General features: G+C 66.1%; 19 protein-coding genes. 10 read left to right on the top strand and 9 right to left on the bottom strand.

The features are described 5' to 3' along the window. Window positions 1-2 precede the first annotated feature (2 nt). The 3 genes from D7Y61_RS09815 to D7Y61_RS09825 are packed head-to-tail and all read left to right on the top strand — an operon-like array spanning window position 3 to window position 3,066. A complete protein-coding gene (locus D7Y61_RS09815; protein ID WP_180866071.1) occupies window positions 3-1,346 on the top strand; it encodes a hypothetical protein in 1,344 nt (447 codons plus the stop codon). Then, entirely contained in the window at window positions 1,343-2,176 is an 834-nt protein-coding gene (locus tag D7Y61_RS09820) for a hypothetical protein (RefSeq protein ID WP_180866072.1), read from the top strand. Before D7Y61_RS09815 ends, D7Y61_RS09820 begins: the two co-directional genes overlap by 4 nt. A 50-nt stretch (window positions 2,177-2,226) precedes the next feature. Then, window positions 2,227-3,066, top strand: coding sequence for a hypothetical protein (locus tag D7Y61_RS09825; protein WP_180866073.1), 840 nt, complete (start codon window positions 2,227-2,229; stop codon window positions 3,064-3,066). Window positions 3,067-3,376: 310 nt separating this feature from the next. On the opposite strand, the gene D7Y61_RS09830 is transcribed toward D7Y61_RS09825, so the two are convergent. From D7Y61_RS09830 to D7Y61_RS09860, 7 genes are all read right to left on the bottom strand, one after another. After that, window positions 3,377-3,859, bottom strand: coding sequence for a SecDF P1 head subdomain-containing protein (locus tag D7Y61_RS09830; protein WP_180866074.1), 483 nt, complete (start codon window positions 3,857-3,859; stop codon window positions 3,377-3,379). Further along, the gene (locus D7Y61_RS09835) at window positions 3,856-4,407 is read right to left on the bottom strand and encodes an HdeD family acid-resistance protein (RefSeq protein ID WP_180866075.1); all 552 of its coding nucleotides are present in this window, start codon (window positions 4,405-4,407) and stop codon (window positions 3,856-3,858) included. Before D7Y61_RS09835 ends, D7Y61_RS09830 begins: the two co-directional genes overlap by 4 nt. A gap of 58 nt (window positions 4,408-4,465) precedes the next feature. Then, window positions 4,466-5,125, bottom strand: a complete 660-nt coding sequence (locus D7Y61_RS09840; RefSeq protein WP_258010327.1) for a ComF family protein — start codon at window positions 5,123-5,125, stop codon at window positions 4,466-4,468. A gap of 117 nt (window positions 5,126-5,242) precedes the next feature. After that, on the bottom strand, window positions 5,243-6,412 hold the full coding sequence (locus D7Y61_RS09845) for an L-dopachrome tautomerase-related protein (protein WP_180866077.1): 1,170 nt from the start codon (window positions 6,410-6,412) through the stop codon (window positions 5,243-5,245). 179 nt (window positions 6,413-6,591) lie between these two features. Further along, the gene (locus D7Y61_RS09850; RefSeq protein WP_180866078.1) at window positions 6,592-7,947 is read right to left on the bottom strand and encodes a chloride channel protein; all 1,356 of its coding nucleotides are present in this window, start codon (window positions 7,945-7,947) and stop codon (window positions 6,592-6,594) included. A 141-nt stretch (window positions 7,948-8,088) separates the two neighbouring features. Continuing rightward, complete coding sequence (locus D7Y61_RS09855) at window positions 8,089-8,406, bottom strand: hypothetical protein (RefSeq protein WP_180866079.1); 318 nt, start codon at window positions 8,404-8,406, stop codon at window positions 8,089-8,091. Between the two features lie 30 nt (window positions 8,407-8,436). Beyond that, a complete protein-coding gene (locus D7Y61_RS09860) occupies window positions 8,437-9,009 on the bottom strand; it encodes a hypothetical protein (RefSeq protein ID WP_180866080.1) in 573 nt (190 codons plus the stop codon). A gap of 130 nt (window positions 9,010-9,139) precedes the next feature. Between D7Y61_RS09860 and bioB the strand changes: the two genes are divergently transcribed. The 5 genes from bioB (at window position 9,140) to bioC (ending at window position 13,977) form a co-directional block, all read left to right on the top strand. Next, entirely contained in the window at window positions 9,140-10,183 is a 1,044-nt protein-coding gene (gene bioB, locus D7Y61_RS09865) for a biotin synthase BioB (protein WP_180866081.1), read from the top strand. Between the two features lie 67 nt (window positions 10,184-10,250). Beyond that, window positions 10,251-11,474: an 8-amino-7-oxononanoate synthase gene (gene bioF / locus D7Y61_RS09870; RefSeq protein ID WP_180866082.1), complete on the top strand. Its 1,224-nt coding sequence runs from the start codon at window positions 10,251-10,253 to the stop codon at window positions 11,472-11,474. A 17-nt stretch (window positions 11,475-11,491) separates the two neighbouring features. Next, on the top strand, window positions 11,492-12,271 hold the full coding sequence (bioH, locus tag D7Y61_RS09875) for a pimeloyl-ACP methyl ester esterase BioH (protein ID WP_180866083.1): 780 nt from the start codon (window positions 11,492-11,494) through the stop codon (window positions 12,269-12,271). Window positions 12,272-12,300: 29 nt separating this feature from the next. Further along, window positions 12,301-13,080, top strand: coding sequence for an SDR family oxidoreductase (locus D7Y61_RS09880; protein WP_180866084.1), 780 nt, complete (start codon window positions 12,301-12,303; stop codon window positions 13,078-13,080). Window positions 13,081-13,092: 12 nt separating this feature from the next. Next, window positions 13,093-13,977, top strand: coding sequence for a malonyl-ACP O-methyltransferase BioC (gene bioC / locus D7Y61_RS09885; protein ID WP_180866085.1), 885 nt, complete (start codon window positions 13,093-13,095; stop codon window positions 13,975-13,977). Window positions 13,978-14,131: 154 nt separating this feature from the next. Here bioC and D7Y61_RS09890 read toward each other — a convergent pair whose 3' ends face one another. Both D7Y61_RS09890 and D7Y61_RS09895 read right to left on the bottom strand, forming a co-directional pair. After that, entirely contained in the window at window positions 14,132-14,776 is a 645-nt protein-coding gene (locus D7Y61_RS09890) for a YdcF family protein (protein ID WP_180866093.1), read from the bottom strand. Beyond that, the gene (locus D7Y61_RS09895; protein ID WP_180866086.1) at window positions 14,761-15,723 is read right to left on the bottom strand and encodes a pyridoxal-phosphate dependent enzyme; all 963 of its coding nucleotides are present in this window, start codon (window positions 15,721-15,723) and stop codon (window positions 14,761-14,763) included. The genes D7Y61_RS09890 and D7Y61_RS09895 overlap by 16 nt, the downstream gene beginning before the upstream one ends. 159 nt (window positions 15,724-15,882) lie before the next feature. On the opposite strand from D7Y61_RS09895, the gene D7Y61_RS09900 reads away from it, so the two are divergent. Then, entirely contained in the window at window positions 15,883-16,350 is a 468-nt protein-coding gene (locus D7Y61_RS09900; protein ID WP_180866087.1) for a hypothetical protein, read from the top strand. A 522-nt stretch (window positions 16,351-16,872) separates the two neighbouring features. Beyond that, window positions 16,873-18,762 carry a tRNA uridine-5-carboxymethylaminomethyl(34) synthesis enzyme MnmG gene (mnmG, locus tag D7Y61_RS09905; RefSeq protein ID WP_180866088.1) on the top strand — a complete coding sequence of 630 codons (1,890 nt, stop codon included), beginning with the start codon at window positions 16,873-16,875 and terminating at the stop codon, window positions 18,760-18,762. Window positions 18,763-18,982 lie beyond the last annotated feature (220 nt).

Raw genomic sequence — 18,982 nt, forward strand, 5'->3', positions numbered from 1 at the left:
TGATGCGGCATCGGAACCAGCCACCCGCCGCGGCCATCGTGATCCGTGATCGCGACAACGTGGCCATGAACGTCTACCACGTTCCAGTCACGCACCATGTCGTGATCACCTTCACGATGAGAGGCGGGAATGACGGGAAGACTACTCAGCTGACCAAGGGACTGCCCTACGTCGTAGTACATGCGCGCCCGGATGATCCGAGCCACTGGCGTGTGCTGGAGCGCCCAAGGAACACTTCCGGGAAGACGTCCTCGCAGGGAAAAGCACATGTGCTTCTCCAGGGTGCGGGGAAGTACAGGATCTACATCAATGAGCCCACAGAACAATTTCTTCCGCGCACCACCTTTTTGATACAGCAGCATGCACTTGCCGACGGTCGAAGCAGCGGTCGTGACGTGCAACCACTGGTCGAGCTGGATGTCGTCGAAGCAGCCGACCTGAGCCTGTCTGTCCGCACTACCCACCCCAATGGCCTGCTGCGCACTCGTGGCGTGGCAGCTGACTCCATCGCAGCGGATGGGGCTGTCCTACAGTTGACGAACCATCAAGAGGCCAATGGTAAGGAGGTCAAACCCTTGGATCTTGGGCGCCACCTTATCTCCTTCCAGGCCTGGGCTGATGCATCACGCACCTATGGTAGTGAGCACCCTCTCATCGAAGCCAGCGACTATCGCGAACAACTACGCATCATCTACGGCGAGCGATTGATGATGAACAGCGCACGCGACGCTCACTTGCTCGACCGGGTGCTTGAGCATGGCGACAAACGGATTGAGTTCAATCACCAGTCAACTACTGGCGGACGCGGGCGGCTCTCCTTCCGCGAAGACAACGGCCATGCCGGAAACCGCATGACTGCAGATGAGAGCCTGCGCAGGACACATCCAGCAGCCATGGAGTTCCTCTTGAGGATGATGCATGACCTGGACATCTCGCACATTCGATCTACCGGTGCGTGGCGCCCGCACTTCGGCTCCGTTCTGCATCGCTATGCCTCTGCGCTGGACATTACCGAAGCAACGGCCACAATTGTCTCGAACGACGAGCAACGGCATGAGGTTACGATCCAGTTTCATCGAACCAACTCGCCCAACTCGCATCCATTGCAGATAGCGACGAGGGAAACGCCAGCTCGGGTACGCATGCGAGAGCTCTCATGCAGCCTGCATTCCTACCTGGCGCAAGGTCAAGCAAATGGAGAGCTGGGCTGGCTGGGAGGTCCATGGGAACTGAGCTACGCGCAGCTGGGGATCCAAGACGCTGAGAACCCAAACAAAGTTTCGATAAGAACGGACACTACCCATATTCATCACATACACATCAGTCTGGGCGACACACGGCCATGACGGAAATCCTCGTACCCCTACTGGTGATATCGCAGGTAATTGCTGCGATATCAGTACCCATTGACGGCGCGACCTGTCCCGTCCCGACAGTCACCTTGAAGTCCACAGAGGGACGCGTCTACATCTGTCAACCGCGCGATGGAACGATTGTTCCGGTCGACGTCACGCCGCCCGATGATGAAGCACACTGGCGACTCGGCTTCGGACTTTCAGCCAAACGTCCCAACGGCTCCGGGTCCTACCATCCCGTACAGGATTGGCCATTCCGCTCGCTATATGCAACGCAGACGCTTCTTCTGAACAGCAATGAGTACTTCTACATCTTCGATCGCAATGGGCGAATCATTGAATCCAGCGAAGCCGACGCCGTTGGTCAGCGCATGATGGAGATCCGGATTTCCGGCCTTCGAATCTGGCCAACTGCGAATGTGTACTACCGCCTTCCGGATTCAGATGAGAGAGGCGACCACCTGATCATGGAGACTGGAGACACATCAATCGGCACGATGAAGTATGCCGTAGTGGTCGATGGCAGGATGCTGTGCCCTGCGCTGGATGACATTGGATATTCCGAGTGGAAGAATGATGATCGCCATCGCTCGACCGGCGGGTTCCACATCAATGGCCATTGCAAAGATGCGATAAAACACCAAACCTCCCCACTTGAGCCTGATCAGGAAACCCAGGTCCTGTACACCTATCCGGGGCTTCCTGCCGACCGACAGCCGTTTGAGTGGAACTTCCAGCGCCACGATGAGCCAGAACGCCCTGTTCGCAACAAGCAGGGCGAATGCATCGCGCTCTGCATGCCGGCAGGCAAGGTGCTTTAGGCAGATGTCCATGAACGCACGATGCAGATCATCCCACTCTGGTCCAGACAATGAAGCGTCTTTCACCGCTCCCCCTGTTGCTGTTCGCCTCATCCATTCACGCCACGGCAGTTTCCGAGAAGATGGCGGCACCCTCGTTCGAGTGCCCGCCAGCTCCGGCGACGATCCACGTCGTCGCCGACGGCAGGATGCTGCGCTGCGCGGGACCTGGTCACGACGCATACCGCCACCTTCCTTTCCCTGATGACGCGTCACATTGGCAACATCTGCTCGGCTTGAACGGCTTTTCTGAGCCGGACCTGCTCAGCTACGCCTCCCTCCAAGCTTGGCCGTTCAGGGCTATCGTTGTTTCCAAGCAACCTGGCGCGCGGGATGAGGATCGCTATTTCGTGTTTGACCAACATGGCACTGTGATTGATTCCGATGATGTCAGCGCCATCGGCGAACAGATGATGGAGATTCGATTGTCAGGCGTACTTCTGTGGCCCCGATCGCGCGTCTACTATCGCGTTCCAGCGACTTCTGCGTTGCGCGCGGAGAAGGACTTCAACGTCGACGTGCGTGTTGCTGCTACATCGCAGTACGCAATGGTCATTGAGGGAGACACCCTTTGCCCGGTGCTCTACAGCCGCCTATACGACGACTGGCAACATCCCAGTGCTCCGCAGGATGTTTCAGCCGCCTATATCCACGGACACTGCGCGCAGGCGTTCTTTACAAATCGTGCACTGATTCCAGACCCCCAGGGAAAGTGGCTCGCCTACCCTGGCTCGTCCGCCGATCGGCTGGACATGATCTGGAGCGTTCAGCGCCATGACTCTCCCGTGCGACCGATATTGGGCCGCAGTGGAAACTGTCTGGCGCAGTGCGATACCGAAAAGGGCGAATAGCCACCGACTGACCGTCCATGAACATGATCGTGATCCCTCTAGTTGCAGCACTTGCAGGCCTCCAGATGGACTTTGATCGACTTCCCGGCAGTGCACTCGGCCCCATCAACTGCCCGGAACCACCCGCCACCATCCACACGGCGGAGGGTCACATCCATGAGTGTCGATCGGCCACGCTACTACACCTACCCGGGATTCAAGGCCGGCGGCCTCGATCTCCCATGGAGCTTCCAGCGTCATGATGAGCCGGAGCATCCACTCCTCAACCGAAAAGGTGAATGTGTAGCCTTCTGCACGCACCTGCCCGCTCCTACCGCTCCACCGGCGCAGACCCGGTGATGTGCTTCTCCAGCGCCGCGGCATCACTTCCGGTCAATCCACTCAGGTTCATCGATTCGGCAAACGGTCCCTGCACCGTCGCCACCATCAGCACCCGGCCATCCACGCTGATCGCGATGCGCTGGCCGACCAGCGCCGCCGTGCCATCCTGGATGCGCTGCTGCGCCTCGCGCCGATAGCGGATCTGCAGTGCCGTCAAGCCGTGGTCATCCTGCACAGAGCGCACATCGGCGATGTCCGCGCTGCTGGCAATCGGAGGCTCGCGCAGGGTCAATGTCTCGTCCTGCCACTGCGCCCGCACGCCCTTGCCGGCCGCATCGACCGCGCTCAGGCGCACATCCACACCAGAAAGTGGCGGGCGGTCCGCCCCCGCCCGCGTACCGGGCGTGGCCGCTGGCATGCAGCCGGCCAGGACCATCGCCGCGCCCAGCACCACCGGAAGCAGCGCCCTCATTTCAGCTTCCGCAGCTTGAATGCCACCAGCACCTGCAGCAGCCCATACAACAGGCTGCCGATGCCGATCCACAGCGTGGTCACGGCGACTCCCGCATAGGGGTTGGCCGCAAACAGCAGGCCCAGCACCACTGCCAGCACGCCGCTGAGGATCAGCAGCCACTCACCCTGGATCTGCCTGCGCACGCGGATGGCAAACACGATGCGGTAGATACCAGCCACCAGCAGCCACGCCGCCAACAACAGCACCAGCACGCTGGCAGTGGCCAGCGGATTGATCACCGCCAGGATGCCGAAGCCCAGCGACGCAATGGCATACAGCGCCAGCCAGCCACGCGAAGCGCCACTGCCTCCGCTGATCAGTGCGAACAAGCTGATGACGCCTTCAACGATGGCCATGACACCCAGTGTCCACGCCAGCGCCATGGCTGCGGACAGCGGCCAGCCAATGGCAACGATGCCGAAACCCAGCGCGACGAGCCCGTACAGCAACAGGATCCACCAGCTGCGCCCAACCGCCGACAACAAGGGAGACAAGGGGGAATTCATGGCCACTCCTTCGATCCGGAACCGGCCTCATCCTAGCCTCTGGCGATGAAGAGGGCGATCACGGCGCCCGCGCGCAGACCCACACCCGTACGTCTTCCACACCCACCCAACACAGGGTCTCGGCCACCTCCATCACCGTGCTGCCGGTCGTCATCACATCATCCACCACGGTCAGCCGCGTGGGCACCTGCCCACGCACATCGAACGCGTCGAACAGGTTTTCCCGGCGCTGTTCGGCCGTACGTTCGGACTGTGGCGCCGTATGTCGCCGCCGGTACAGACCCTGCCAGACCGGCATCGGCAGCAGGCGGCACAGTTCGGCGGCCTGGTTGTAGCCGCGCTGGCGCAGGCGGCGGTTGTGCAGCGGCACCGGCACCAGTGGCCCGCACGACCAGGGCGGCAGTGCACGCTGCATCAGTTGCGCGAGCAGGCGGCCAGCCGCCAGGTCCTGGTGGAACTTGAAGCGCACCAGCAGCTGATCGACCGGTGGCAGGTACAGCAGGCTGGCATGGGTGGCGGCCTGCGGCGGCGCTTCCTCGCGGCAGCTGCCGCAGACGATCAGCGCGTTGTCTGGCAGCGGCAGTGCACAGCGCAGGCAGGCACGGCCAGACCACGGCAGGTCAGCAAGGCAGGCACGGCACAGGTCGAGATCTTCGTGGCCCGGGTCGCCGCAGACCAGGCAGCGCACGGGTAGCAGAACGCGTAGTGCGTTCTGCATGTGATGCACCGGAAGGAAGAAGGTCGGCATGCGTTCCAGCGTGATCGCGCAGCCGCCCCAAGGCCATCAGATGTGTCCACGTCAGCCCGTAGGCATTGTTACCGTGCAGTGCTCACTTCACCGCGTGGGTGCCGGTGCGGCATTGACCCGGGTGCGGTACACCATGTACGGCTTCTGGCGACGATCCACACCGCCATTGAACCCTGCCTGCCGATGCAGCTGATTGGCGGTGAAGTACAGATAGCCATCAGGCCCCAGCGACAACGTATCCGGCCATAGGATGCGTGGATCGTGCACCACCGTCGTCCATCGCCCCTGCGGGTCGCGGGCATGGATGGCGTTGTGCTCGTAGTCGCTCGCATACAGCCGCCCGTTGGCGTCCATTTCCATGCCGTCGGAGGCCCCCTTGTCACCCAGGTCGATCACTGCCGCCGCCAGTGCCTCTTCGCTTACCTTCGGGTCGCGCAGCAGGGCGGTCGGCACGCTGTACAGATGCCGGCTGGACAGCGGGGTGTAGAACAGCGTGGCGCCATCGGGTGACAAGGCAATGCCATCGGCAGCCACAGTGAACGGCTGCGACTCGCCTTCGGCGTTGCGCAGCCGCATCTGCTGGCCTTCCACGATAGGCACGAATGCAGGATCAGCCGACGTGGACACATGGCCGATCAGGCGCTTGGACGCGGTGCCGGTCGCGAGGTCGATCACGATGATGCCGCCGGTGCCGCTCAGCGACGAATCCGTTACGTACGCCACACCCTCGCGGCCGACCCGGAAGTCGAAGCGCACATCGTTGACGTAGGTGCGCGCATCGATGACGTTGGCCGGGAACACCAGCGTCCTGGCGACGGTGTTGGTGGCCAGATCGATCGCCACCAGCTTGGCGCCGCCTGCCTGTGGCGCGGAGAAGCCCGGTGCGGCGGTATCCAGTACCCACAGGTGGCCCTGGCCGTCAGCCACCACGCTCTGCACGCTGATGAAGTGCGTGGCCGGATCTGCAGCGTCCTTCCGGTTGATGTGCGCATCCGGATAGGGCACGGCGCGGCCATCGCGCCACTCGGCCACGCTGTAGGCCACCTCATCACCCCAGTGCGGGAAGTTGACGAAGATGCGCCCGGTTTCAGATACCGCAACGCTGGTGGGCATGGCACCTTCGAAGCGCGCCACCGGTTCGATGGTGCCGATGCTGCGCTCGCTGGGCAACAGGGGTGCACCGGACAGTGCCAGCGCAGGGGAACTGGCCAGCACCAGGATGGCAGCCGCCAGGCTGCGGATACGGCAGTTGATCATGGTCACTCTCGATGCAGGTCCGGGCAAAGCCCCGGTGTGGAGGCATCTTCTGCGGCGAAGACGGCGTGGGGTAGCCGGTTGAAACAGGAATCAGCTTCACCGCTGGAATGAAGATCAGCAGGTGATTGATTGCCTCAATCAAGGCAATCAACTTCCTCTATCAGCATAGAGAAGGCGCTTCATGATCGGGCTGCAGGCTCCGCAGCAGCGCTGTGGTCGACAGCCCTTGGCGCCATCAGCAACTCCGCCAACCCGCGATAGATCGGCACCCGGCAGACCAGCCCCGACACACCGCGAGCGATCAGCACCGTGGCCAGAATCGGCAGCAGCAGATCACCGCTGTCGGTCAGCTCCAGCGAGACCACCGCCGACGTCAACGGTGCCTGGGTGACGCCGGTCAGGTAGGCGCACATGCCCAACAGCACGAACGCGCGCGGGTCCACGCCCGGCATCAGCACGGCCAGGTTGTGGCCGAGTCCTGCCCCGACCGCCAGCGCCGGCGAGAACAGGCCGCCGGGAATGCCGGCGACATATGAGGCCAGATTGGCCAGCAGCTTCATCACCCCGAACTCGTGGCCAACCAGCCCCTGCCCCTGCCCCTGCCCCTGCACCAGGCTGCGCGCCTGTTCGTAGCCGGTACCGAACGCACCTTCGCCGAACACCAGCGCCAACAGCACCACCGCAAGACCACATCCGGCGGCCAGCAGCACCGGATGGCGCTGCCGCAGCTGGCCCAGCCAGCGCGGGCGGCCCGCCGCACTGGCCAGCACTGCGCGTGCGAACAGGCCGCCCAGCAGTCCCGCCACCACCCCGCACAGCAGGATCGCCAGCCAGCCCTGGCCCAGTGGCAGACGCGCGCTCACATGGCCGAAGTAGGTGTAGTTGCCGAGCAGGCCCAGTGACACAACGCCACCGACGATCACCGCGGTCAGCAGCGTGCCGGAAAAGCGATGCTCGAAGCGCCCACTGAGTTCTTCGATGGCAAACACGATGCCGGCCAACGGCGTATTGAACGCGGCAGCGATACCGGCGGCGCCACCGGCCAGCAGAAAGTGCGAGAGCTCACGCGGGTCCTTGAAACCGAACCAGCGCCCGAACAGATACATCAGGCTGGCGCCCACATGCACGGTCGGGCCTTCGCGGCCCACCGATGCACCGCCCAGCAGCGACAAGGATGTCAGCAGCAGCTTGCCGGCCGAAACCGCAGGCGACAGGTTGGTGCGGCGGAACGATTCGTCCGGTTTGTCCAGTGCGGCGATGACCTGCGGAATGCCGCTACCACGGGTGGGCCTCAGCACGCCGGCGGTCAGCCAGGCCAGCAATGCGAAGATGCCAGGTGTGAGCAGCAAGGCCCACCACGGCGAGTGCGACGTGATGCGCTGGAACAGGTGGAAAGCCGCATCGCTGGCCTTGGCAAACAGGATGGACACCAGCGCCACCGCCACGGCACCGCCCCACAGCGCGGCACGACGGCGCCATGCCTCGCTGAGGACCAGCGCAGTGATACGGCCACGGAGACGGTGGAGATCGTTCATGCAGAGCAGTCTGGACGCTGCGGAGGCTGGCGGACAGCGGCTACTGTGGCTGAAGGTCTTGCAGGATGCGGTGAAATGCAGAGCGCTGAAGGAGGCACGCCCGGAGCTCGGACAGTTGCGACGCTCTGCAACGTCCGGTGTCTACATCGCTGAACGATGGAGAACGTGGGTCAACGCCAGCTGGGAACAGCCTCGGTTTGGCAATACGCCATCCTCCCCCGGTGTGCCCACCTCGAAGCCTTCCTCAACGTCCTCGTAGTACAGCAACCCGCCGGGCAGTTGTGCGACCACCCACACCCACTCGATCATGCCCAGCCTATGCAGGCGAACCATACGGAATGGAACACGCAGGGATTCGAAGGTGGCTCGTTGGATAGGTGAGCAATCCTGCAGTTGCCGCGCGATCAGGGCTTCCAGTTCGTCCCGGGTGATCGGCAGCCAGCTGTCCGGATTGTCCATTGCAACGATGCCCGATTGAAATTGCGCGCTTCAGGGTACGTCCAACGCCTCCGGCACAGTCACTTTCCGTAGCAGCTTCAATGTTTGCCCTTCCAGCACATAGAAGTAGGCGTAGTGGCCGGTCCTGTCGTAGTTGCTGTCGTACTCGGTGCCTTCGGCCACCACCAGCGCACTGTGTGGATCGATCCTGACGATGTTCGGGCCACGCTCTCCGCCCAGGCCCTGCGGCAGCGGCTTGCCAGTGCGCAGGCTGATGAAGGTCTGCGAGAAGCAACTGGTGCCGCAGCCCCAGCCCGCCACGGTGTACTCGCCGGCGAACTCGACCTTGCCATCCTCCAGTGCCGCCGACATCCGGGTTCTGAACATGCGGGCATCACGCGTACGGGTATCCAGCGCGGCGGCAGGGCCGGCATAGAGATTCGCCACCGGGTAATCGGTGAGCCTGGGGCCGCCATCCGCGCCGCTGAAGATCGCTTCGCGGATGCGGGTGTTCTCGGCGACCTCTGCGGGCGTCGGTTCGTCCGCGCAGGCCGCCTCCGCTCCCAGCCCAAGCGCAAGGCTCATCGCCACAACAGCGGTGCGTGCGATCAATGCAGCGTTCATGGCATTCCCTTGCATGAGGCCTCCATTCTAGCCATGGCACTGTAAACCCGTATTTAACACCAATAGTTGACAGTCCATGTAGGCCCACCCACACTGCCGCCCTCGCTCCACTCGTACCCAAGGTCCCGCCATGGCTGCTGCCATCCGCCACGACTGGCAACACGACGAACTGCAGGCGCTGTTCGATCTGCCGTTCCCCGAACTGCTGTTCCGCGCCGCCGCTGTCCATCGCGAGCACTTCGACCCGGCCCAGGTACAGGTCTCCACGCTGCTGTCGGTGAAGACCGGTGGCTGCCCGGAAGACTGCGCGTACTGCCCGCAGGCGCAGCGCTACAACACCGGGGTGAACGCGCAGAAGCTGATGGAGACCGATGCGGTGCTGGCCAAGGCGCGCCAGGCCAAGGCCGCCGGCGCCTCGCGCTTCTGCATGGGCGCCGCATGGCGTTCGCCGAAGGACCGCGACATCCCCAAGGTGGCGGCGATGATCGCCGGGGTGAAGGCACTCGGGCTGGAGACCTGCGCCACGCTGGGCATGCTCAGCGGCGAACAGGCACGTGCACTGAAGGATGCGGGCCTGGACTACTACAACCACAACCTCGACACCGCGCCGGACTACTACGATTCGATCATCCACACGCGCCAGTACCAAGACCGCCTGGATACGCTGGAACATGTGCGCGATGCCGGCCTGAAGACCTGCTGCGGCGGCATCATCGGCATGGGCGAGACGCGCGCGCAGCGCGTCGGACTGCTGCTGGCGCTGGCCACGCTGCCGGCGCACCCGGATTCGGTGCCGATCAACAAGCTGGTGCAGGTGGCGGGTACGCCGCTGCATGGCAGCGCCGAGCTGGACCCGTTCGAGTTCGTGCGCATGATCGCGGTGGCGCGCATCGCCATGCCGCGCTCGATGGTGCGGCTGTCGGCCGGCCGCGAGGCGATGAGTGACGAACTGCAGGCGCTGTGCTTCCTGGCGGGTGCCAACTCGATCTTCTACGGCGACAAGCTGCTGACCACCGGCAACCCGGAAAGCGAACGCGACCTGGCCCTGTTCGCGCGGCTGGGGCTGCAGCCGATGGCGGTGCAGGTGAATGCCGAAGGCCACGACCACGGCGGCACCGTGCACGCCGATATCAGCGCCGATGCACCCGGCTGCGGCTGCGCTCACGCGGCCTGAGACGGGCCGCAAGCAGGCGCCGCGGCAACGCGCTACCCTAGCCGCCCCGTCGACGCATTCAGCCACCATGGCCCGCCCCGACCTGACCGCCCGCCTCCACGCCCAGCGCGCTCTGCGCGATGCCCAAGGCCGTCGCCGCCCGCGACGCACGGTCACCCGTCGTGATGGCGTGCGCCTGGAAGTGGACGGCCAGTGGCTGACCGGCTTCTGCAGCAACGACTACCTTGGCCTGGCCCAGCAGTTCAGCGTGGTCAACGCGCTGCAGGACGCCGCGGCACGCGAGGGCGCCGGCGCCGGTGCCTCGCACCTGGTCTGCGGCCATCATGCTCTGCATGAGGCGCTGGAACGCGAGGTAGCCGAGTGGCTGGGCTATCCGCGTGCGCTGCTGTTCGGCAGTGGCTTCGCCGCCAACCTGGCCGTGCAGCAGGCGCTGCTGAGCGAAGAGAACGATGTCTGCGTGCAGGACAAGCTCAACCACGCCAGCCTGCTTGATGCCACCCGGTTGGCCGGTGCGCGCCTGCGCCGTTATCCGCACCTTGATGCCGAAGGCGCGATGCGTCAGCTCAAGCACGCGCCCGATGGCGCGGCGATGCTGGCCACCGATGGTGTCTTCAGCATGGATGGCGACATCGCACCGCTGCGTGCTTTATCGCTTGTGGCACGCCTGCAGCAGGCGCTGTTCTATGTGGACGATGCGCATGGCGTGGGCGTGGTGGGCGATGGCCGTGGCGCGGTCGCGGCTGCCGGACTGGGCGTGGACGATGTGCCGCTGCAGCTGGTCACGCTGGGCAAGGCGCTGGGCGGTTCCGGCGCACTGGTACTGGGCCGCGACGACCTGATCGAGCATCTGGCCGAAACCGCACGTCCCTACATCTACACCACCGCCGTGCCACCGGCGATGGCAGCGGCGGCCCTGGAAGCAGTACGCCTGGCGCGCCGCGACCACTGGCGCCGCACCAAGCTGACCGACCTGATCGCGCTGTTCCGCAGTGAAGCGCGTCGCCATGGCCTGGACCTGATGGCTTCGGAAACGCCGATCCAGCCGCTGCTGTGCGGCGATGACCATACCGCCGTTGCGATGTCCACGACGCTGGAACAGGCCGGCTGGCTGGTCGGCGCAATCCGCCCACCGACGGTGCCGGAAGGCAAGGCACGCTTGCGCGTGACGCTGTCCGCGCTGCATACGCCGGAACAGGTGCGTGGCCTGGTGGAGGCCATCGCCAACGCGCGCGATCGCGTGACCCTGGCCGTGCGTGAAGCCGCGCCACCGCCGCTGCCCGCCTTTGCCTGAGTTCCGCGTCGTTGCCCATGCATATTGAAGTCACCGGCCGTGGGCCGGACCTGGTGTTGATCCACGGCTGGGCCCTGCAGGGCGGCGTGTTCGCGCCGCTGGTACAGCGGCTTGCGGACCAGTTCACCCTGCATCTTGTCGATCTGCCCGGCCACGGCCACAGCCGCGAGGACGTCACGCCGTTGCGCCTGCCGTTCGTGGTCAGTGCCATTGCCGCAGCCACGCCGCCGGCGGTGTGGTGCGGCTGGTCGCTGGGCGGCCTGTTCGCATTGCACGCGGCGGCAACGCTGCCGAAGGTACGCGGCCTGGCAATGATCGCCGCCACGCCGCGTTTCGTGCGTGGCGAGGATTGGCCGCACGCGGTGGAACCGGCAGTGTTCGAGCAGTTCAGGCGAGAGCTGGCCAACGATTTCGGCGGTACCCTGGAGCGCTTCCTGGCATTGGACGTGATGGGCTCGGCGCACGCCCGCGAGGAGCTGCGCACACTGCGCCAGCGCCTGGTCGAGCGCGGCGCCCCCACTGAACGCGCCCTGCTGGAAGGCCTGCGCCTGCTCGAAAGCACCGACCTGCGCGGCGCCCTGCCGACGCTGGGCAAACCAAGCCTGTGGATCGCCGGCCAGCGCGACCGCCTGGTGTCACCTGCCGCCATGCAGGCCGCTGCGGCGCTGGCCCCCGGCGCGCAGGCACTGACCGTCGCCCACGGCGGCCATGCGCCCTTCCTCGGCCATGCCGATGAGGTGGCCGCCGCCCTGCAACACTTCGTTGCCGACCTGTCACCAGCCGATGGCGGACAATGAGCGCCTACCGAATTCCGCAGGACTGACGCATGGATCTGGGTATTACTGGTCGCTGGGCACTGGTCTGCGGCGCAAGCAAGGGGTTGGGCCTTGGCTGCGCGCGTGCGCTGGTGCGCGAGGGCGTCAACGTGGTGATCGTGGCCCGGGGTGAAGCCGCCCTGCAGGCCGCCGCCGAAGAGCTGCGCGCACTGGCCGGCGCCGCCGAGGTGCGTGCAGTCGCCGCCGATGTCACCACCGAGGCCGGCCGTACCACGGCACTGGCTGCGTGCCCGCAGGTGGACATTCTGGTCAACAACGCCGGTGGCCCGCCGCCCGGTGATTTCCGCAATTTCGAGCGTGACGACTGGATTGCCGCGCTGGACGCCAACATGCTGGCGCCGATCGCGCTGATCCGCGCCACCGTCGACGCGATGATCGAACGCGGCTTCGGCCGCATCGTCAACATCACGTCCTCGGCAGTGAAAGCCCCGATCGACATCCTGGCGCTGTCCAACGGCGCGCGCAGTGGCCTGACCGGCTTCGTCGCCGGGCTGTCGCGCCGCACCGTGGCGCACAACGTCACCATCAACAACCTGCTGCCCGGCCAGTTCGACACCGACCGCCTGCGCGCCAACTTCGCCCACAGCGCGGGCAAGGACGGCGATGCCGGCGAAGTGGCCGAGCGCCGCCGCCAGCAGATTCCCGCCGGCCGCTTCGGCACGCCGGACGAATTCGGCGCCGCCTGCGCCTTCCTGTGCAGCGCACAGGCCGGTTACCTCACCGGGCAGAACCTGCTGATCGACGGCGGCGCCTACCCCGGTACGTTCTAAGAGACTTTCGCAATGCCGTCCCACTTCGATGCCCGCCACGTCCGCCGCGCGTTCGCCCGTGCCGCCAACAGCTACGACGCCGCCGCCGCCCTGCAGCGCGAGGTGCAGTCGCGGCTGATCGAATCGCTGGACTACTTGGAGGCACGCAAGCCCGAGGTGGTGCTGGACATCGGTGCCGGTACCGGTCATGCCAGCGCCCTGATGAAGAAGCGCTGGCCGAAGGCGCAGGTGATCGCGCTGGACGTGGCGCTGCCGATGCTGGACCAGGCCAGGCGCCAGGCCGGCTGGTGGAAGCCGTTCCAGCGCCTGTGCGGCGATGCCGCTGCGCTGCCGCTGGCCGACGACAGCGTGGACGTGATCTTCAGCAACCTGTGCCTGCAGTGGGTGGATGACCTGCCAGCGGTGTTCGCCGGGTTCCGCCGCGTGCTCAAGCCGGGTGGCCTGCTGCTGTGCTCGACGTTCGGCCCGGAAACGCTGATCGAACTCAACGAAGCCTTTGCCGCCGCCGATGACCGCCCGCACGTGAGCCGCTTCGCGCAGATCGCACAGTTCGGCGACGCGCTGATGATGGCCGGCTTCCGCGACCCGGTGCTGGACCGCGACCTGTTCACCCTGACCTACGACGACCTGCCTTCGCTGATGCGCGAGCTGCGCGCGATGGGCGCGACCAACGCACGTGTGGACAGGCGCCACACGCTGACCGGGCGCGGTCGTTTCGCCGCTGCTGCGGCGGCGTATGAACCCATGCGGCGCGCCGACGGCAAGCTGCCCAGCAGCTGGGAAGTGATCTACGCCCACGCCTGGGCACCGGACCCGGGCGCACCGATCCGCGAAGGTGGCCACGATGTGGCCTCGGTGCCGGTGTCGGCGATTCCGATCCGCCGCAAGCAAAGCTGATCGTCTGGTAGTGCCGGCCGCTGGCCGGCAACCTCACGTTTTCAGGGTAGGCATCTGCCGGCCWGCGGCCGGCACTACCACATGCCACGCCGTACGCGAATCGCTCTGGTAGGTGCCGACCTTGGTCGGCATCCACCAAAAGCAGGCTTCCGCCTCAGGTATTGGCCGGCGAACTCAGCGGCGGGCGCACCAGATCGCGGTGGAAGAAATAGATTTCCTGCACCAGGAAGCGCCAGCTGGTGTGGAAGCTGCGGAAGCGCGTGCTCGGCGTGGATGAGGCCAGCGCATCGATGCCCAGCGCCTTGCTCAGGCGCAGCGCGCGCGCCATGTGCAACGGGTCGCTGACGATGATCACCCGGCGCAGATGGCGCTGGTCCATCAGCCGCTTGGCCTCGACCAGATTCTGTACGGTGTTGCGCGAGGCGGTCTCGATCAGGATCGCGTCATCGGGCACGCCGTGCTTCAGCGCATAGCGCCGCGCCACCTGCGATTCGGAGAAGCGCGCGGCGGTGCCGCCATAGCCACCGGTGAAGATCAGCAGTGGCGCATAGCGCGCTTCATACAGATCCAGCCCGTGGCGGATGCGTTCTTCGAACACCGGTGATGGCTTGGCGTCATAGGCGGCGGCACCCAGCACGATGATGGCGTCTGCCTTGGCGGCCTGGTCGCGCTCACCGACCCAGACGATCCAGGCGGTCACGCCCAGCAGCCAGATCACCAGCACCACGAACAGCCGCCACAACCAGCCCAGCAGGCCGGTGCGTTCGCGGTGCCGCGCGCGGCTCACGCCGCCCCCCAGCGCAGCGCTGGCAGGTCGACGTTGCCGCCGGAAAGCACCAGGCCCACGCGCAGGCCGGCGAAGCGCTGCGGCTGCGCCAGTACCGCCGCCAGCACGGTGGCCGAAGACGGCTCCACCACCTGCTTGAGCACCTCCCACAGCAGGCGCATCGCGACTATCGTGGCCGCGTCATCGACCACGATCACCTCGGCGCCTGCCGCGCGCAGCAGCGCGAAATTGGGCGCACCGATCTGGGTACGCAGGCCATCGCAGATCGTGTCCGGAGTGAACGCGCCCTGGCGCTCGCCAGCGGCCAATGAGCGTGCGGTGTCATCGGCGCCGGCCGGCTCGGCCAGCACCAGCCGGGTCTGAGGGCTGGCGTGCTGCAGGGCCAACGCAGTACCGCTGGCCAGGCCGCCACCGCCCACCGGCACCACCAGCACATCGAACGGGCCGTCACTGTGCAGCAGCTCCAGCGCGGCGGTGCCTTGCCCCGCCATCACTTCCGGGTTTGTATAGGGATGCACCAAGGTCGCGCCGGTATCGGCCTGCACCTTGGCGCAGGTGGCCTCACGGTCGGCGATCGTCGCCGGGCAACGCCATAGCGTGGCACCGTGGCGGGCGATGTTGGCCAGCTTGGCCGCCACCGCGCCTTCCGGCACCACCACATGGCAGGGGATGCCGCGGGTGCGCGCGGCCAGCGCCAGTGCGGCGCCATGGTTTCCAGAGGAATGGGTGACCACGCCGGCGCTGGCGCGATCGGCCTCCAGCGACCAGACCGCATTGCAGGCGCCACGGAACTTGAACGCGCCGCCACGCTGCAGATGCTCCGCCTTGAACGCCAGCTGCGCGCCAGCCAGCGCGTCGAGCGTGCGCGAGCGCAGCACCGGGGTCACGCTGGCATGCGGGGCGATCCGCGCTGCAGCAAGCAGGACATCATCGGCGCGGGGCAACAGTGAATCGCTCATGACGCAAGATTAACGTATGCCTCCCCGCTGGCGACCGGGGCACAGGTCATGCCAGCATGCGGGCCTTCACCTCCATTCATCCTGGCCGGTGGAGTTAAGGGCCGATTCAATGCCCGGGCACGAAGCTGACTGCACACCCGTCCTCTGGGGGGACCCACCATGAAAACGCGCCTGATGCTTGCCGGTGGCCTGCTGCTGGCCCTGACCGGCTGCACCACCTACGACTATGTCGGCGGCGGCCGCAGCGGTAGCTACTACCACGGTGCGCCGTCGGTGGAGTACCGCTACCCGGCCGGCTATCCCTACAACTACGGCTACCCCTACTACGGTGGCTACGGCAACCCGTACTACTCGCGCCCGATCTACCGACCACCGCACAACCATCGCCCACCGCCGCGCCCCGGCAATGGTGGCGAGCACCGCCCACCGGCGCCGACGCGGCCGTCATACAACGGAGGCTCACCGTGGCGGAACATGGACTCGATGCGTCGCCCGCCGCAGTCGAACATGCAGCCGTCGGCGCCCACGCCGCAGACCCGTCCGGCCCCGGCACCGAGCGCACCGAGGATGAACGGTTCCCCCTGGCGCAACATGGATCGTGCGACGCAGCGCACAGTTGAGCGCTGAACCGTCTTGCATTTCACACGGTCCAAGCCGCAATCTACGGGACCAGTGACGGCCCGCGTCACAATGTGACAAAAACGACACGGGCCGCCGCAAAAGGCTCTACGTCGATGTCCGACAGGAACATCTGGATCCCCCCTGTTCCGGCCCTGTCGGATGTCGGCACCTCTGAAGGCAAACGGCCCCGCAATGCGGGGCCGTTTGTTTTCGATTCCGTAGATCCACGCCATGCGTGGATGGGGCTCTACCGGTGCCGGCAAAAAAACAGGGCCGGACAGTCCCCCGACTGCCGGCCCTCTGCTCCCCCACCGTGCGCCTGTACCGGCCCCTGTTCCAATTCCGGTCACGGGCGCCTGCGGCGCCAGCCACGGTGGGTGCTATTGGGTTATCTGCAAAAATCCTGCCAACTTTAGGGCTGATTTCGACGCCGATCAGCCAACGCCGACGTCGCAACCTCGAATGGCGCTAAAATCGCCACCCCGGCGCCACCTCCCGGCCGCGCCCGCTCCCAGCTGAACAGCCCCCATGAACCCGTCCTTCCATCGTTACGACGTCATCGTCATCGGCGGTGGCCACGCTGGCACCGAAGCCGCGCTGGCCGCGGCCCGCACCGGCGTGCGCACCCTGCTGCTGACCCACAACATCGAAACGGTGGGCGCGATGAGCTGCAACCCGGCCATCGGCGGCATTGGCAAGGGCCACCTTGTGAAGGAGATCGACGCCCTGGGCGGGGCCATGGCCCATGCCGCCGACCGCGCCGGCATCCAGTGGCGCACCCTGAACGCCTCCAAAGGCCCGGCCGTGCGCGCCACGCGCTGCCAGGCCGACCGCAACCTGTACCGCATGGCGATCCGCGCCATCGTCGAAGGCCAGGCCAACCTGACCGTGTTCCAGGCTGCCGTGGATGACCTGGTCATCGAAGGCGATGCCGTGCGCGGGGTGATCACCCAGACCGGCCTGCGCTTCGACGCCGAGGCCGTGGTGCTGACCGCCGGCACCTTCCTGGCCGGCAAGATCCACGTAGGCCCGACCCAGTACGCCGCCGGCCGCATGGGCGACCCGCCGGCCACCACGCTGGCCGCGCGCCTGCGCGAGCGTCCGTTCCAGGTGGACCGCCTGAAGACCGGCACGCCGCCGCGCATCGATGGCCGCTCGCTGGACTACAGCGTGATGGACGAACAGCCCGGCGACACGCCGCGGCCGGTGATGTCCTTCCTCGGTTCGGTGGAGGAGCATCCGCAGCAGGTCAGCTGCTGGATCACCCACACTACCGAGCAGACCCACCAGATCATCCGCGACGCGTTGCACCGCTCGCCGCTGTACAGCGGCCAGATCGAAGGCATCGGCCCGCGTTACTGCCCGTCCATCGAGGACAAGGTGGTGCGCTTCGCCGAGAAGGCCAGCCACCAGATCTTCGTCGAGCCCGAGGGCCTGGGCATCGTCGAGATCTACCCCAACGGCATCTCCACCTCACTGCCGTTCGACGTGCAGCTGGAGATGGTGCGCAGCATCCGTGGTTTCGAGAACGCGCACATCACCCGCCCCGGCTACGCCATCGAATACGACTTCTTCGACCCACGCGGGCTGAAGGCGTCGCTGGAAACCAAGCTGGTCAACGGCCTGTTCTTCGCCGGCCAGATCAACGGCACCACCGGCTATGAAGAAGCCGCTGCGCAGGGCCTGCTGGCCGGCCTGAATGCCGCGCGACAGGTGCGCGGGCTGGACGGCTGGTGCCCGCGCCGCGACGAGGCCTACCTGGGCGTGCTGGTGGATGACCTGATCACCCACGGCACCAACGAGCCGTACCGCATGTTCACCAGCCGCGCCGAATACCGCCTGCAGCTGCGCGAGGACAACGCCGACCAGCGGCTTACCCCGGTCGGCCGCGAGATGGGCCTGGTTGACGACCGCCGCTGGAGCGCGTTTGAAACCAAGCAGGCAGCGGTTGCCGCGGAGCGCGCACGCCTGGGCGCGCTGTGGGCGACCCCGGCCAATGCGCTGGGCCGCGAAGTGCAGGACACGCTGGGCGTGGCGGTCAGCCGCGAAACCAACGTGCTGGATCTGATCAAGCGCCCCGAGCTGGACTACGCGCAGCTGATGCAGGTGCCGTCGCTGGGCCCGGCCGTGGCCGACGGCAAGGTAGCCGAGCAGGTGGAGATCGGCGTGAAATACGCTGGCTACCTGGACCGGCAGCGCGAAGAGATCGAGCGCCAGCAGCGCCACGAAGCCACGCCGATTGCCGAAGCGTTCGACTACGCGACAGTGCGCGGGCTCTCGGCCGAAGCGCTGCAGAAGCTGGAGCGCGTGCGCCCGCAGACCATCGGCCAGGCACAGCGGATTCCCGGCATGACGCCGGCGGCGATCTCGCTGCTGCTGGTGCACCTGGAGCGGGCGCGCCGCGGCCGCGTGGCGTAACGCGAGGCCGTTGGATGCCATCCACGCATGGCGTGGATCTACTGCAATGCGGCGCGCGATCCGCTGTGGCGGGGACCGACTACTGCGCACCCCGCCCGCCACGCCGGCACGCACGGCGAGCCGATCCGTTCCGCATACAGCATGGGCTACAGCTACGAACCGTAGCGGGTAGTGCCGGCCGCTGGCCGGCAACCGCAGAACTCCAGACATGACCTTGAGG

Origin of the sequence: Stenotrophomonas maltophilia, assembly GCF_013464485.1 — a bacterium.
Classification (GTDB): Bacteria; Pseudomonadota; Gammaproteobacteria; order Xanthomonadales; family Xanthomonadaceae; genus Stenotrophomonas; species Stenotrophomonas maltophilia_AW.